This is a genomic window from Bradyrhizobium sp. CCGUVB14, assembly GCF_024199935.1.
GTDB lineage: Bacteria > Pseudomonadota > Alphaproteobacteria > Rhizobiales > Xanthobacteraceae > Bradyrhizobium.
On the sequence record NZ_JANADS010000001.1, the window covers coordinates 3,504,412 to 3,519,447 of the forward strand.

The window sequence follows — 15,036 nt, forward strand, 5'->3', positions numbered from 1 at the left end:
AGACCATCGGGCTGCGGCTAGAGCATGATCCGGAAAAGTACGAAGCGGTTTTCCGGAAAGATCATGCGCAGACAACAACCTGAAGCGCGATGACGATTCATCCAAATCTCATCGCGCTTTAGGGGCCAACGACGATGAGACCAAGGTTGTTGTCATTGGGCACGAGGTCAATGAGTTCCGTGGGCAATTGGCTGCACGGGAAGAGGGTCGTTGGATCCGTGTTGGCGGCATCGTCCACGCAGGTTGCGATAGCCAGCACCAGATAGCGGGTGCCGGATGGCGGTGGATTGAACGTGAAATCAAATTCGACAGGCGGCGCACCTGAGTCAATGGCTTGGCCGGAGGAGCCTGGTGACGGGTCGCACGGTGTCCATGTCGTTGAAACTGGTGAAGTCCATTTCGGCGGAGGGCTGCCACCAGGCCATGCCTGCCACCAAACGGTGACTACAACATTCGTTGCCTGTTGACCGCCGCGGTTTCCGACCTTCACGGAGATATTGCCCCCCGAGACAACGATCGCGCTTTGGTGGGCCTGCCACAACGGCGGAGTACCTGAACCCGCCTGGTGCAGATCCCAATCGAGCGAGACCGGATTGTAACTGCCTGGTCCATACGCGATATCGCCGTACGGCGAGACTTCCGAAAGTGGCCGCCGGTCCAGGATGTAGATGTCGACCGGCGGTGGAAGGCCTGGGGCGTTGGTGATCGTTCCGGCAACGGCATACAGGCCCTGGACTTCGAACGCCCAGCGAATGACCTTGTGCACACAGCCGCCGATCCTGTGGAACGGGAACGATTGGATGCTGTACGACGGGGGTGGAGGAAAGGTCACTGTAACGTTGACGTCCCAGAGAATGGTGCCGATGTCGGCGTCGATCAGCGCCGAGACGAACTGATCCGGCTCGTTGGTCAACACGGTGGTCGATGTCGGCAGAAGCTGAATCCCCCTCATGATGAGGTAGACGGAATAGTGCGAAGCCGACTCGCGGGCGGATCGGTCAGGCTGGTCTTGCAGGCCCACCAGTTTCGTGTCGCCGCCAATAGCGCGGTACAGCCGGAACAGTGATGAAGAGAGGATCTGTTCGGTCCAGTAACCCTTGCGGCGGGGCGGCGTTGAATCGGGCACCTGCGACATCGCATAGTGCAACGTGCCGCCCCAGCTCCATCCATGCGAGATGCATCGGTCATGGCGACGCGGCGTAAACACCCACGGAAATGTCGCGCCGCGCCAATTGCCGTCTCCCGCCAATTGCGATTGCGGGTCCGAGGCGATCGCTGCGAGTGCGTCTCCGGCGCTGTGGGCGAAACGGAATTCCAGCTCACCGACCGAGCACATCAAAAGTACGTGCCCGATCTCATGCCAGATCCAGCGCGCGTCGGCCGCGATGCCGAGCGGCTCCGCTTGTGAGCGGTTGGTTCCGTCCCACGGCTTGCGTGCACGGGTTGAAAGGTCGGCCAGCGCCAAATGCAGTTGCAGGATCGGACGATCGCTGAGCTTGGTCGGTCCGACGTAGTCGACCGGCCAGCCCTCCGGAAGAACACGCGCATTGACGGTCTGGCCGTCCTTGCCGGGGCCGGGTCTCACCCCGGAGCGATAAAAGACCTTGAGCGGCAGTCTGGCGATCCGAAAGTACGAAACCGCATCAATTCCATACGCCTCGAGCCGATGAAAGAATTGCCTGACATTGTTGTAGGCGCTGATTGCCGAGAAGTCGTTCGATCGAACGAGAGGTGTCGTCAACGTGTCGGGCAGATTGACTGTCTTCGGATCTCCTGGGTTGGGGTAATGCGGCGGGGGATAGGGATAGGGAGGGGGAGGGCCGTCGGCGAGAACAAATCCGGGGCAAACCACCACCTCCTCTTCAATGGATCCGGCTGATTGGTAAATCAACGGATCCGCCTGATGCGCGGTGATTTGCTCATTGTCGCGATAATACTCGAGTGCTTCTTCGCTGCGTGTCGGACGCCGTTTGCGAAGATCGGTCGGCGGCTTCTGCGACGCGGGATCAATCGGAAACACCCACGCATATCCAGGTGTCACCGCATCGGCGACGAGCTCAACCCTGCTGACAAGAGCGCCAGCCTCCGTCGGCGTCCCCGAGAACACCAGCGAATACGGGGTAGCGCTGGTTCGGCCGCTCTCCGTCCCGGGCTTGCTCGCGGCTTGCCACTGGACACGCGGTGATTTTCCGTCGGGGGTGGTGGCGATCCGGGCGCCGCGAATGGAGACGGATTGATTTTTCAAGCCGAGCTGACTGGACATCTGGGCCTTGACCCGCGAAAGCCTGTCCGTTTGGAAGATCGGTGCGAACGCGTTGTTCTTGTCCTTCTCGTCCTTCCCTAACAAACTGAACACTGCCGCGGTGCTGTAAAGGCCGAACGGAAGTGACGCGGTCATCCCGGTGATGCGTACTTCGTATCCTCCGTTCTTCGGCCGAACATGCGCAATCACGCGGATGCCGAACCCGGAGCCCAGAAAATGGCCGGGTGGTGTAAGGTCGGAGTTAGGATCGGGAATCCACTCGGACGCCACCAGAACCACGGTCTGATCGAGAAGTTCGCCCGTCGGCGACTTACGCTCAACTCGGAACGACACGAACGGGTTGCCGGCATCGCGGTTGGCATCGTCGTCGTGCGGATTCGCGGGAGGCCAGCCAAGGGGCATCCACCGGATCAAACTCGAAAGGCCAGGCTTGAAGAAGTCTCTCGAGTCGGTTGGGAGCACGTCCGGCAGTTCGATGGGCGGATCGATCCTGGGATTCCTCACCACCGCTTCGAGGTAGTCATTTCCCACGCGCTGCATATTGCCATCAACAATAGCGTCGACGGTTTTCAGAAACGGAGCCGTTGGATGACGCAGCAAGATAGAGGTCGGTGCGTTGGCCGCGTCGCCCCAGCGCTCACTCCAGAGCGCATATTTGCTGGGATTCCACTCCGCTGAATCGCGCGGTCCGCGAGCAACTTCGTCTGCCATCTGCCACCCCTCCTGCTTGAGGCGTCCGCCACCCTGTGACGGAGCTCAATGGTGTACGGAACGTGTGCCTGGCGTCGTTGTCGATGAATTCTACTCCATGCCGGCATCTTGCGATAGCCAATCCGTTCCAGCGGGTATGGCCTCATAACGGTGGCGGCGTGTTGCAACCTGCGAGCTGAACGGCCGGCCGAATGAGGCGCGATTGCGTGCTCGAGCGTCGGCAAGCCAGCACCAATCAAGCTCGGCTTATGAGCCCGTAGGGTGGGTTGAGCGCTTGCTAAACCCATCGTTTTGATAACCAGTGCAGTGTCCAGCCCCTCTTGTTCGTCCCAATTGCAAAGATGAAGTTTGATTTGTTTCGCTTCCGCTCTAGCCATCGTACGAGCTCGACGTCCATCCCATCTGGTGGGACGCGGAGCTTCCGTTTTTCGCGTCGCCCCAATCACGTGCGTCACGCCCGCTGATCGCCATGAAAATCGCGTCTGGCAGCGCGCTGGTTGGGGTACCCCCAATGACGAGGTGGACAGCCATCGGCTTTCCGGCAGAATGTCATCATCCCGATGCCGCAGCCTCGCCACAGTCAGTGCAAGATCGGATGCGGTCATCAGTGGCATCAACGATCAGCAGGCACGGCGGATGTACCTATGCCCGATGATCTTGAATGGCCCCGACGTGCAATCGTCGGGGCCATTGCCGTAATCAGCGTGGCAAAGCTGGCGACTTTTACCAAAGGCCCCGGCGTGGTCCAGCGCTCCCTCAAGAGAAATCCTGCGTCAGGATCGCGGCGAACTGCTCGAGTGCCCAGTCAGTGGCGGCGTGCGCGGCCGGCCTCGGGATGCAGTTCGACCGCCCGCATGGCCATCTGAATAGACTTTTCTTTCAGCGGCAGACTTGCCGCTGGCTCGCCCCGCTCACGCGGAGGGCAAAAGGTAACGGCTCCTGCCTCAAATCCCGTTACGTAGCGGGGGCGTCGCCCGCATGCATGACCTGCAACGGCGCGATTGTCCCGCCGATGGTTCGGCGGACGCTGTGGTTGCGTCGTTTTCCGCCTGCTCATTGCGCTTGCCGCGCCTTGGCTCATACTGACGTGTTTCCAACAGGACCACCCGTCATGTCGACTGCCGCCTTGAGCCCCCTGGACGAGACGATCACGATCGCTGACCTCACGCGCGACCCCTATCCGATCTACAAGCGCCTGAGGCGCGAAGCGCCCGTATTGCGCGTCAGATCCGTGGGCCGCACGTTTCTCACCAAGGCCGCCGACACCAAGTTCGTGAAGGACAACGCGGCGTTGTTCAGCTCCGACGATCCGAACACGCCCATGAAGCGCGCCTTTCTCGCGCATACGCTGATGCGCAAGGACCACGACGAGCACCGGGCCGAACGCATGGCGATGATGCCGGCCCTCATGCCCAAGACGATCGAGTCCGTATGGGGCCCGCTGTATGCGAAACTGGCGGTGGCGTATCTCGATCGGCTGCCGCGCGGCGAGGTTGTCGATCTCTTTCCTGCCCTCGCGGGACCGCTTGCCGCGCGGATACTGGCGCACGCGATCGGCGTTCCGGACGCGAGTGATGAGGAGATGCAGCGGTGGTCGCAGACGTTGATCGACGGTGCCGGCAATTTCGGCTGGACGCCAGGGCCTTTCCAAGCGACCGACATCGCCAACGGGGAAATGGACAAATGTATCCGCGCCAACGTCGAACGCGTGCGGGCCGAGCCGGACTCCTCGGCGCTCTCCTTCATGGTGAACGCGAAGAATCCTATTTTGGAAAGCCAGATGATCGCCAATGTGAAGATCGCGATCGGCGGCGGCATCAACGAGCCGCGCGACGCCCTGCTGACGATCCTCTACGGCCTGCTCACAAATCCCGATCAGCTCGATTCAGTGCGCGCAGACGGCAAATGGCGCGCCGCCTTCGAGGAAGGGGTCCGGTGGGTGGCGCCGATCCAGGCGAGTTCACGGCTTGTCATGGAGGACACGGAGTTGCGCGGCTGCTTCATCCCGAAGGGCGACACGGTGATGACGATCCAGGCCTCAGCCAACCGAGACGAGGACGTCTTCGAAGATGGCGAGAACTACAACGCGCTTCGCGAGCCCAATCCTCACCAGGCCTTCGGTAATGGCCCGCATCATTGCGCGGGTGCGCATCTGTCGCGGCGAACTGTCGGCGAGATACTGCTGCCGATGCTGTTCGAGCGCTTCCCAAATATGACCTTACCTGATCCCGCGAGCGTGCGCTGGCACGGATTCGGTTTCCGCGGCCCGCTCAATCTGCCGCTGCTGCTGCAATAGGATCGGCGCGAGGGGCGACCTCCTCAAACCGCACGTGCGATTTCGCTTCTTGGCCCTCAGCGTCTGTTGGCGCATTGCAGCCGCATGTCCGGATCTGGGGGTAGATCGGAAGTCCCGAACTCTGGGGCGGACCGACGCGATTGACCCAGAACGAACCTCGCGCCGCTTTGGCTTAGGTGCGGACTTCAAGAATTTTGCACCAGAATTGCGGTCGAACAATTCCAGCAGGTTGCGCAGCGGCTTAGTTTGTTGGCGGGTTGCGTCGCCGCATCAATGCGTTACCACGATGAAATCCGTGTCTTTTCCGGTCTCATGGCTAAATCCGTTGTCGGAAATAATCAATGAAGAGGCCGGCGTCAAAAGTTGAGAGATCCTCTCAACCGTATCCTGAGGTATTTCGATGCGGTTGAGGACAGCGTTGGCCTGATCGGGCGACGGTACCGATAGGGCGGTTTGCTTCACGGGCGTCTCGCGCCTCTTCGTGGCACCCTCGATGCGAGGAAATTCGTCCGGAATCGACACGACGGTCCAGCGAATAGCCGTTCCCTCGTTCTGGAATTCCATTGCGGTAAACACGTGTGTTCCCAGCGGCTCCTCCGGATTTTCGATTTTGACCGGGACATCAAACAACGGCGTGAAGCCCTGACGCACGAACAGCTTGCTCAACTTACGACTGACGAAGATGGAGATTGGGACGATCTTTTTGGGCGCGCTTGCAGCGGGAACCGAGCCCGGCACCTGGAGGCTGGCGGCTTCCGGAGTCTCAGCGTTTGACACCGGGGATCCCTGCGTTGCTGCGACTGTACCGATGCTCTTGGTTGCGACCGTGGCAGTTTGGAATTCCGACGAAGCGGACGCGGCTTTCGGTTGAAAAAGATGCGGATTGGTTATCTCGACCGGCGGCTGGACATCATCGTGCGCAATGATCACGCGCGTGCCGCGCTTCGTGAGATGCCAGAGTCGAACGGCAAAATCATTTTTCAAACGGATGCAGCCGTGTGACGCTGGATGCCCAGGCACGACACCGGCGTGCAACGCTATCCCTGACCAGGTGATGCGTTGCATGTAGGGCATGGGGGCGGCGCTATAAATATTTGAACGGTGCCATCGTTCTTTGCTGATAACGCTGAACACGCCGAGGGGCGTAGGATGCCCCTCCATTCCCGTGGACACCGAAGAGCGTGCAATCAGGGCGCCGTTGTCAAAAAGCGAGACTCGTTGGTCTGCTATTGAGATGATGATCTGGAGCGGGCCCTTCGGAAGGGGCTCGGGCGCGGTTTCAGAGTTTGTCTGCCGGTGGTGGTGCTTGTGTTTGTGGGGAGCGTATTGACCCGGCCAGAACGTGTGTTGGGGTCCAAACAGAAATTGAGCGTGTGCGATCCCCGCAGGGAGCATGAAAATGGCGAATACAGCCGTTGTTATCGCGCGCTGCACTGCTAGTAATCCCCTAGCGAACTTCGTCCGGTCCCATAGGCGCGGATCCATCGTTTCCAAACGATGCGCGAAGCCGACGCCTGATGCGTCATCCGGACCAGCGCGCCAAGCCTCTGCTTCAAATCTGGTCGCAGTGGGTCGAAAATTGGACCGTACTCACAAATTGCGGTGGGAGTTGCCGTTGTAACGGGCGCAATCGCTTGTCATCGACGCGTTGCAATCGAGCAACATGTTTTGAAGAAATGGACGAGCGGCCGTTTGCGCCATTGCGCGACCCACATTGATCCCAAGAATAAGCCTCTTCGCATGCTTGGCTTTTCTACACGGCTCCGGCGGAGCCCATAGAGGCGACGGCATCATGAACCCGTGGCGACTTGCGATAGTGGCGCCAACGATTTGCGGAACGGTCGTTCTCGCGGGGTGGATCGTTGGCTGGTTGGCCGGCTTCGGTTCGGCCGGCACCGAGAACGCCCGCGCAGTGTCAATCGAGGACCGCGCAGCATCTCTCTCCGTCACCGCTAGGCTCGCGGATGAACTACAGGCGATCGCAATGGCCGACGCCGTTGTCGCTGACACCGTTTTCGCGAACGCCCCTGTCGCTAGCGTCGAAGTGGCGACGGCCGCCGAACCCGCGGCAGGGACGACCACCGACACGACGGCGGCATCGGATAAGCCGGAATCGATCGTCGCGTTGCCCGGTCCGTCGCAGATGCTGTTGGCCGATTTATCGCCTGTGCAGGAATCGGTGGTCTTGGGCCACCGTGCTGTCGACCAACCGGCGCCGACAACGTGCGGTGCATCCGGCGGTTCCTCCAACTCGGGGCCGCAGGATTTCCGGTATCTCATTTGTTATGTCTGGTCCGAACTGCCGCCTGCCGAGAAGCCGGCTGCGATCGTCTTGCGTTCCTTCAAGGACATCCCGGTCGGAACGCCGGTGGAAGAGATCAAGCGCGCGTCCGACGCTTTCGGTCTGGATTTCACTTTCATGAAGGCGGTGGCTAAGGTCGAGTCCGGTTTCAACCCCAAGCAACGCACCGGGTCGTATATCGGGCTGTTCCAGTTGAGCAAATACGAGTTCGGCAAATTCGGCTCCGGGGACATTCTCAATCCCCGCGATAATGCCGTTGCGGCCGCCTACAAGGTCATCACCGAGGGCATTCTGTTTCAGTGGGTGACGCACAGGGAGCCGGACTTGAACGATCTCTACCTGATCCATCAGCAGGGCTGGGAGGGCGCCGCGGAACACCTCAGCCAACCCAATCGCATCGCCTGGAAATCGATGTGCGCCACCAGCGAAGGCAGGGAGAAGGGCGAAAAATGGTGCAGGCGCGCGATCTGGGGCAATACGCTTCCGGCCGTCAAAGAGGCGTGGAAATCGGTGGAGAAGCTGACGTCGGAGGCGTTCGTCGGAATGTGGCGCGAGCGGGTTGCTCGTTTCTATTCGAAATACACGACCACCGCCACCGCCGATGCCGAGCGGGCGCACCAGTAAATTTCCGTTGAGTGGTTGGCAGGAGTTGCCGCACCCTCGGGCCGAGCGGGGCCTCACCGCCGCTGGTCGCGCGGATGCACTTTACGTCGTCAACGACGCGCTCGGGTCGTTCCTGCTGCGCGCTAGACTAGCGAGGTGATCGATCAGGTGGCGATGTCTGTTTGTGGCCCATCACGTCGTTCGCCGTTGGCCGCAGCCGGGATTGCGATCTTCCGGAGCAGGCAACCTCACGACAAATCCTGTGTCAGGGTCGTGGCGAACTGCTCCAGCGCCCAGTTGACCTGGTCGCTGGTGATCACCAGCGGCGGGGCGATGCGGATCGTGTGCTCGTGGGTATCCTTGGCGAGAATGCCCTTGCCCTGGAGCGCCTCGCAGTAGCGGCGTGCGCGGCCGGCCTCGGGATGCAGCTCGACGGCCAGCATCAGGCCGCGCCCGCGCACGTCGCGGATCGTGTTGGCGCGGATGTCCTTCAAGCCTTGCAGGAAGCGCGCGCCCTGCGCGGCCGCGTTCTCGATCATGCCTTCCTCCACCAGCACGCGCATCGCCGCGCGCGCCACCGCGCAGGCAAGCGGGTTGCCGCCGAAGGTCGAGCCATGTTGCCCGGGTCGCAATGTCCCGAGCACGTCGTTGTTCGAGAGCACGGCCGACACCGGATAGAAGCCCCCGGACAGGGCCTTGCCGAGCAGGGTCACGTCCGCCTCGATGCCCTCGTGCTGCTCGGCGAGCAGCTTGCCGGTGCGGCCGAGCCCGGTCTGGATTTCGTCGAGCACCAGCATGACGTTGTTGGCGGTGCAGAGCTCCCGGACCTCTTTGAAATAGCCGGCCGGGGGAATGATGACACCGGCTTCGCCCTGGATCGGCTCGACCAGAAAGGCGACGGTGTTCGGCGTGATCGCCGCGTCCAGCGCTGCGGCGTCGCCGAACGGGATGATCCTGAAGCCCGGCGCGAACGGCCCAAAGTGTCCGCGTGTCTCGGCGTCCGTTGAGAAGCCGACGATGCCCAGTGTGCGTCCGTGGAAATTGTCGGCACAGACGATGACCTCGGCCTGGCCGTCCGCCACGCCTTTCACCTCATAGCCCCATTTGCGCACCGACTTGATGGCGCTTTCGACCGCCTCGGCGCCGCTGTTCATCGGCAGCACCTTGTGGGAGCCGGTCAGCGCCGCGATCTCCTCGTAGAACAAGGCGAGCTGGTCGTTGTGGAAGGCGCGCGAGGTCAGCGTCAGCCGGCCTGCCTGTTCCACCATCGCCGCCAGGATCTTGGGGTGGCAGTGGCCCTGGCTGACCGCGGAATAGGCGGAGAGGCAATCGAGATAACGGTTGCCTTCGATGTCCCAGACCCAGACACCTTCGCCGCGCGTCAGGACGACCCCGATCGGCTGATAATTTTGGGCACCGAACCGTGCTTCGGTTGCGAGGAGATCAATGACCGACGAGCTCATTTTTCGTCACTCCCATTGGGCCGCCCGGGATGTGCGCGATGCTGCCGATTTGCTCCGGCGTGTCAAATGGTTCTGCGTATCCACCTTGCATTTTCAGCCGCGCGGCCGGCTACTGTGCATGGGGTTGTTTTCGACTTTTGGGGTCGGCCGAGGCTAGTCAGGAGTCCTGCCTGCGGTGCTCGATCTCGAGCGTGACCAGGCGCGCCAACAATGTCGCCGGAAAGAGCTGGCCAAAGATGGCTTCCATGTTGCACAGGCTGCGCGCAACCGGATGCAGCGGGGCGACGTCGCCGTATCCGGTCGTGGTCATCGTCGCGAAGCTGAAATAGATGACGTCGCTTGCGAGCCTCGGACTGTCTTGCACCTTCATGCTCACAAAGGCGTCTTGATCGAGCGAGCCGATGAAGGTGTAGAGTGCGGCGAAGATCACGGCGACCGCCAGATACAATAGCACGGCGCCGATCACGCGATGATAGGTCACGCGGCCCGGCGCGAAGGTCTGGCGCGCCACCGCCCAGGCCATGGTCGTTCCCACGATGAGCCACGAACCGGCGAACAGATTGAGGTCGAGAATGGATGGCGATCTGATCCGGAGGATCGCACCGACCGTGATCATGACGAGCGCGATCAGCATCGCGACAACAGCGACCGGACTGCCTGATATCACGAAGATGCCGCAGACCAGCAGCAGCGCCAGCACAAGCTCCGACACCTGGAATGCAAAAAGCCCCAGCGCCTGCAACGGCGAGATCACGAACATCATGATCGCCAGCAGGACTGTCAGGACGATGAGGGCCGGATCGGCCCAGCGTTCGCGCAATTGGTCGATGTTCATGACGCCTCAGCCGATCGAGCAGGGGACGCTCAGGAAGCCGCGGAACCGGACGCGGCCGCCACGCACGGGCTGGCCGCTCACGGCATAGTCCGGGAAGCGTGCCAGGAAACGTGAGATCGCAATCGCGCCTTCGAGCCGCGCCAGCGCCATGCCGGCGCATTGATGTGCGCCGGTGGCAAACGCAAGGTGCCGGTTCGGCGTTCGCGCGACGTCGAAGCGTTCAGGATCCGGAAACTGCGCGGGGTCGCGATTGGCTGCGCCGATGCAGAGCGTCACCGACGTGCCGGCCTCGAGCAGCACGCCGCCGAGCTCGATCCGCTCGGTCGTCATGCGGTTGCCGAGCTGGTTCGAGCTTTCGTAGCGCAGGATCTCTTCGACGCCGGTCTTGATGAGATCCGGATTGTCGATCAGCCGCTGCTTCTGGTCCGGATTCCGATGCAGCGCGACGAGGCCGTTGCCGATCAGATTGGTGGTCGTCTCGTGGCCGGCATTGAGCAGGAAGATGCAATTGTGCAGCAGCTCCTTCTCGGTCAACCGTTCACCGTTGTCTTCTCCCTGGATCAGGCGCGTCAGCACGTCGCGGTCGGGGTTGCCCGGTGTCTCGCGCCGGCGTGCAACCAGCGTCTCGAGATAGGCAAGGAAATCCGTCACCGCCTTGTTGCCGCGCGCGGCGACCTCAGTGGATACGACCGGCTCCAGCGCGCCAAGGATCGCCAGCGACCAGTCGCGCAGCGGCGCACGTTCGTCATGGGGGACGTCGAGCAGATTACCGATCACCTCGATCGGGATCGAGGCGGCAAAATCCTCGATCAGCTCGCAATCGCCCTTGTCGGCGATGGCGTCGAGCAGGCCGTCGACCAGCCTGACGATATCGCCCTCCATGCCCGCGATCGCGCGCGGCGACAGCGCGCCCATGATCAGGCGCCGCACGCGGGTGTGTGCAGGAGGATCGTTGAAGACGAGGCTCGTGGTGTGGTGCTCGTAGAGCGGCGTGTCGCCATATTTCGGAGCAAACTCGCGCTTCTTGTCCGAGCTGAACGATTTGGTGTTCTTGTAGGTGGTGACGAGGTCGTCGTAACGGGTGAGGAACACGGTGCCGCTCGGCAGACGCTTGACCGGCTCGTTCTCCCGCAGTGCACGATAAGTCGGGTAGGGATCGTCGTAGAATTCGCTCGTCAGCTTCGCCAGATCGAAATTGGCCGCCAATTCTTTCGCATCTGCGTTCATGCGCCATACTCACCGGTTGAGACCGATATGCCGTTTTCGCTCTTTCGAGCTTTGCCGGTCACCGTCTACAGTCGTGCCGTGATTTGCAAGCCGACCGGACAGGAAAATGCACGCCCGCGCTGACGCTTCCGACACGGCCCCGAACTGGCCGGACGATATCTTCGCGACCTTGCAACGCTTCGACGTGCGGCAGGTGCCTTACGTGCCCGATGCCGGCCACTCGAAGCTGATCCAGCGCGTGCTGGGCTCATCCACGATGCGCGGCATTGCGCTGACGACGGAGGAGGAGGGCGTCGCGCTGCTCGCCGGCGCCTGGACCGGCGGCCAGCGTGGTGTGCTGCTGATGCAGTCGAGCGGCGTCGGCAATTGCATCAACATGCTGTCGCTGATCCCGATCCTGCGCTTTCCGTTCCTCACCCTCGTGACAATGCGTGGCGAATGGGGCGAGTTCAATCCGTGGCAGGTGCCGATGGGGTCGACCACGCAGGGCGTGTTCGAACTGTCCGGCATCAAGGTGCTGCGTGCCTCGAATGCAGCCGAGGTGCCGGCGGTGTTGGAGGCGGCCGCAGCGCAAGCCTACAACGCGCTGACGCCCACCGCCGTCCTTTTGTCGCAGCGCCTGATCGGCGCCAAGGTTTTCACCAAATGAGCAAGGCCAATCTCCTCGACCGCCGCCAGGTGGTCGCCGCGCTGCTCGCAAACCGCAAGGACGTCGTCGCAATCGGTGGCCTCGGTGCCTCCACCAACGACATCACCGCGGCCGGTGACCACGCCCGCAACTTTTATTTGTGGGGAGGCATGGGTGGCGCCGCCATGATCGGGCTCGGGCTTGCCCTGGCGCAGCCAAAATTGCCGGTGCTGGTCATCACCGGCGATGGCGAGATGCTGATGGGGATGGGCAGCCTTGCCACCATCGGGCTGCAGAAGCCGTCCAACCTCTCGATCGCAGTGCTCGACAACGAGGCCTATGGCGAGACCGGGGGCCAGACCAGCCACACCTCGGCAGCCGCCGATCTCGTCGGGGTCGCCAGGGCCTGCGGCATCGCCGACAGCCGGGCAATCTCGACCATGGCCGAGGTCGAAAGCTTCGCCAAAGCCATCCACGACCTCTCGGCCGGGCCTCGCTTTGCCAATGTGAAGATCGACAGCGCCAGCGTCGAGCGCATCCTGCCGAGTCGGGACGGAACCTACATCGTCAACCGGATCCGCGGCGACCTCGGGTTCCAGCCGATCTGACGCCAATCCGGATTTGCGGACGGCGTTCGCTCCCGCGGGCGGTAACCTGTGACCAATTTCCAACAGATTCTGACGCACTTAGGTTGCGTCGCAGCAATTTGCTTGACTTTGGCGTGGGTGAGTGCTTACTCACTAACATGAGCTCATTGCGTATGACGAGCGACCTGAGGCGTCAATTGATCCTCGGAGCCGCGAAACGCTGCTTTGCCCGACACGGCTATAACGGCACCACGACGAAGAGCGTGGCGGCCGCTGCTGCCATTTCCGAGGCGCTGCTGTTCAAGCACTTCCCGTCCAAGGCGGCACTCTATGCCGAAATCCTCAGCGACGAGTGCGAGGCGGACCCGGCGCTAACCGAACTCCTCGAGCGGGAGCCGTCGACGGCCACCCTGGTCGAACTGATCCGCGGCATGGTCCAGCACTTCCTGCAGATCGCCGACGGCCCCGACCAGGAGGAGGCCCAACGCCTGCGACTGATGGCCACCAGTCATCTGGATGACGGCGAATTCGCGCGTTTGCTATATGCCAAGATCGAGACGCTGATCGGAGCCGTCTTCGTCGCCTCGCTCGAACGCGCGGTCGCCGCCGGCGATGCGCGGGCTTGTGGCAATGAACCGCTCAACCTGTTCTGGTTTGCGCATCACACGGTGATGACCGCTGCGCTGACCAGGCTGCCGTCCGTGCCTTGTCTCGCTTACGGCAGGGCGAACGAGTTGGAGCGGCAGCTCTGTGAGTTTCTCCTGAGAGGCATCGGACTTAACGACGCCGCAATTGCTTCGCATCTGGGCCGCGATCAGGCCACGGGTGTCGGCAAGACGGCGATTGCAGAAAGCGCATGACAATGAACATCGTAGCCGAAAACAAGATTTCGGGCGAACCGATCGACAGCAAGGCTCCCAAGCGCCCGGTCCGGCCGGTGCTCTGGTTCATCATCATCGGCACGCTCCTCGGCGCGCTGGTCGGTGGCCTCGTCTGGTTCAATTATTTCCGTGGCCAGATGATCAAGCAGTTCTTCGCCAACAACAAGCCGCCGCCGACCGCAGTCAGCGCGGCGGAAGCGAAGTCGGAGGTGGTGCCGAACCTGCTGACCGCAGTCGGCAGCCTCGTTGCCGTGCATCAGGTCGACGTCAGCGCCGACGTCAACGGTCGCGTCACCGAGATCAAGTTCGAGCCGGGTGCCCATGTCGAAGCCGGCATGCCGCTGGTGCAGCTGTTCGACGCGCCGGACCAGGGCGACCTCGCCAACTTCAAGGCGCAGGCGACCGTCGCGCAGCTGTCGCTCGATCGCGCCAAGCAGCTGGCCTCGCGCCAGTTTGGTCCGCAGGCGACGGTCGACCAGGCACAAGCATCTTATGACCAGGCGCTGGCAGGCATCGCCAAGACCGAAGCGCTGATCTCGCAGAAGCTGGTGCGCGCACCGTTCTCCGGCGATCTCGGCGTCCGCAAGGTCGAGGTCGGACAATATCTCACGGCAGGCACGGCGATCGTCTCGCTGACCGATCTGTCGGAGCTGTGGGCGAACTTCACGGTGACGGAAAAGGACTCCGCCAACCTCAAGGTCGGACAAGTGGTCCGGTTGAAGGTCGACGCCTATCCGGGCCGTACCTTCGACGGCAAGATCACCACGATCGAGCCGCAGATCGCGACCGACACGCGCAACATCCGCGTGCAGGCAACCATCGCCAATCCGGAGAAGATCCTGAAGCCGGGCATGTTCGTGAGCACCACGGTGGTGCTGCCGGAGAAGCCGGCCGTGATCACCGTTCCGGAAACGGCCGTTGACTACACGCTGTATGGCGACTCCGTATTCGTGATCACCGAGAAGAAGGAAGAGGACGGCAAGACCAGCCTGAGCGCGGTGCGCACGTTCGTTCAGACCGGCAACCGGGTGAACGGTCGCGTCGAAATCATCAAGGGCGTCAAGCCTGGCGACAAGGTCGTCGCCGTCGGTCAGCTCAAGCTGCAATCGGGTGCTGCCGTTGCGATTTCGACCGACCCGTCTCCGCAGATCCCGGCGCAACCGCCGCGCTACTGACAATACACTCGCGTGATCCGGCCTGGCCGGATCACGTTTCTTGAGACTTAGAAATCGAGATCGCC

At 62.0% G+C, this 15,036-nt stretch carries 11 protein-coding genes; 6 read left to right on the forward strand and 5 right to left on the reverse strand.

Annotation, left to right across the window (positions count from 1 at the left end; all coding sequences use genetic code 11):
* Window positions 1–118 precede the first annotated feature (118 nt).
* Complete coding sequence (locus NLM32_RS16235) at window positions 119–2,974, reverse strand: hypothetical protein (protein ID WP_254129949.1); 2,856 nt, start codon at window positions 2,972–2,974, stop codon at window positions 119–121.
* Window positions 2,975–4,085: 1,111 nt separating this feature from the next.
* On the opposite strand from NLM32_RS16235, the gene NLM32_RS16240 reads away from it, so the two are divergent.
* On the forward strand, window positions 4,086–5,270 hold the full coding sequence (locus tag NLM32_RS16240) for a cytochrome P450 (RefSeq protein ID WP_254135321.1): 1,185 nt from the start codon (window positions 4,086–4,088) through the stop codon (window positions 5,268–5,270).
* 270 nt (window positions 5,271–5,540) lie between these two features.
* Here NLM32_RS16240 and NLM32_RS16245 read toward each other — a convergent pair whose 3' ends face one another.
* Complete coding sequence (locus tag NLM32_RS16245; protein WP_254129950.1) at window positions 5,541–6,704, reverse strand: L,D-transpeptidase; 1,164 nt, start codon at window positions 6,702–6,704, stop codon at window positions 5,541–5,543.
* A 358-nt stretch (window positions 6,705–7,062) separates the two neighbouring features.
* On the opposite strand from NLM32_RS16245, the gene NLM32_RS16250 reads away from it, so the two are divergent.
* Window positions 7,063–8,196 (forward strand): transglycosylase SLT domain-containing protein, encoded by a 1,134-nt coding sequence (locus NLM32_RS16250; RefSeq protein WP_254129951.1) that lies wholly within the window; start codon window positions 7,063–7,065, stop codon window positions 8,194–8,196.
* A gap of 227 nt (window positions 8,197–8,423) precedes the next feature.
* On the opposite strand, the gene rocD is transcribed toward NLM32_RS16250, so the two are convergent.
* The 3 genes from rocD to NLM32_RS16265 all read right to left on the reverse strand — a co-directional run bounded on the left by rocD (window position 8,424) and on the right by NLM32_RS16265 (window position 11,700).
* Window positions 8,424–9,638, reverse strand: a complete 1,215-nt coding sequence (rocD, locus tag NLM32_RS16255; protein ID WP_254129952.1) for an ornithine--oxo-acid transaminase — start codon at window positions 9,636–9,638, stop codon at window positions 8,424–8,426.
* A gap of 157 nt (window positions 9,639–9,795) precedes the next feature.
* Window positions 9,796–10,473 (reverse strand): potassium channel family protein, encoded by a 678-nt coding sequence (locus NLM32_RS16260; RefSeq protein WP_254129953.1) that lies wholly within the window; start codon window positions 10,471–10,473, stop codon window positions 9,796–9,798.
* A 6-nt stretch (window positions 10,474–10,479) separates the two neighbouring features.
* Window positions 10,480–11,700, reverse strand: a complete 1,221-nt coding sequence (locus tag NLM32_RS16265; protein ID WP_254129954.1) for a cytochrome P450 — start codon at window positions 11,698–11,700, stop codon at window positions 10,480–10,482.
* A 106-nt stretch (window positions 11,701–11,806) separates the two neighbouring features.
* Between NLM32_RS16265 and NLM32_RS16270 the strand changes: the two genes are divergently transcribed.
* From NLM32_RS16270 to NLM32_RS16285, 4 genes are all read left to right on the forward strand, one after another.
* Window positions 11,807–12,349 carry a phosphonopyruvate decarboxylase gene (locus NLM32_RS16270; RefSeq protein WP_254129955.1) on the forward strand — a complete coding sequence of 181 codons (543 nt, stop codon included), beginning with the start codon at window positions 11,807–11,809 and terminating at the stop codon, window positions 12,347–12,349.
* Complete coding sequence (locus NLM32_RS16275; RefSeq protein ID WP_254129956.1) at window positions 12,346–12,936, forward strand: thiamine pyrophosphate-dependent enzyme; 591 nt, start codon at window positions 12,346–12,348, stop codon at window positions 12,934–12,936. Before NLM32_RS16270 ends, NLM32_RS16275 begins: the two co-directional genes overlap by 4 nt.
* Before the next feature lie 137 nt (window positions 12,937–13,073).
* Window positions 13,074–13,775, forward strand: coding sequence for a TetR/AcrR family transcriptional regulator (locus tag NLM32_RS16280; RefSeq protein WP_254135322.1), 702 nt, complete (start codon window positions 13,074–13,076; stop codon window positions 13,773–13,775).
* A gap of 2 nt (window positions 13,776–13,777) precedes the next feature.
* On the forward strand, window positions 13,778–14,971 hold the full coding sequence (locus tag NLM32_RS16285) for an efflux RND transporter periplasmic adaptor subunit (RefSeq protein WP_254135323.1): 1,194 nt from the start codon (window positions 13,778–13,780) through the stop codon (window positions 14,969–14,971).
* The last annotated feature ends 65 nt before the right edge of the window (window positions 14,972–15,036 follow it).

Excerpts from the sequence above, each read along its gene's own strand:
- NLM32_RS16235 (WP_254129949.1), bottom strand. The coding sequence starts at position 2,974 with ATGGCAGACGAAGTTGCTCGCGGACCGCGCGATTCAGCGGAGTGGAAT.
- NLM32_RS16240 (WP_254135321.1), top strand. The coding sequence starts at position 4,086 with ATGTCGACTGCCGCCTTGAGCCCCCTGGACGAGACGATCACGATCGCT.
- NLM32_RS16250 (WP_254129951.1), top strand. The coding sequence starts at position 7,063 with ATGAACCCGTGGCGACTTGCGATAGTGGCGCCAACGATTTGCGGAACG.
- rocD (WP_254129952.1), bottom strand. The coding sequence starts at position 9,638 with ATGAGCTCGTCGGTCATTGATCTCCTCGCAACCGAAGCACGGTTCGGT.
- NLM32_RS16260 (WP_254129953.1), bottom strand. The coding sequence starts at position 10,473 with ATGAACATCGACCAATTGCGCGAACGCTGGGCCGATCCGGCCCTCATC.
- NLM32_RS16265 (WP_254129954.1), bottom strand. The coding sequence starts at position 11,700 with ATGAACGCAGATGCGAAAGAATTGGCGGCCAATTTCGATCTGGCGAAG.
- NLM32_RS16270 (WP_254129955.1), top strand. The coding sequence starts at position 11,807 with ATGCACGCCCGCGCTGACGCTTCCGACACGGCCCCGAACTGGCCGGAC.
- NLM32_RS16275 (WP_254129956.1), top strand. The coding sequence starts at position 12,346 with ATGAGCAAGGCCAATCTCCTCGACCGCCGCCAGGTGGTCGCCGCGCTG.
- NLM32_RS16280 (WP_254135322.1), top strand. The coding sequence starts at position 13,074 with ATGAGCTCATTGCGTATGACGAGCGACCTGAGGCGTCAATTGATCCTC.
- NLM32_RS16285 (WP_254135323.1), top strand. The coding sequence starts at position 13,778 with ATGAACATCGTAGCCGAAAACAAGATTTCGGGCGAACCGATCGACAGC.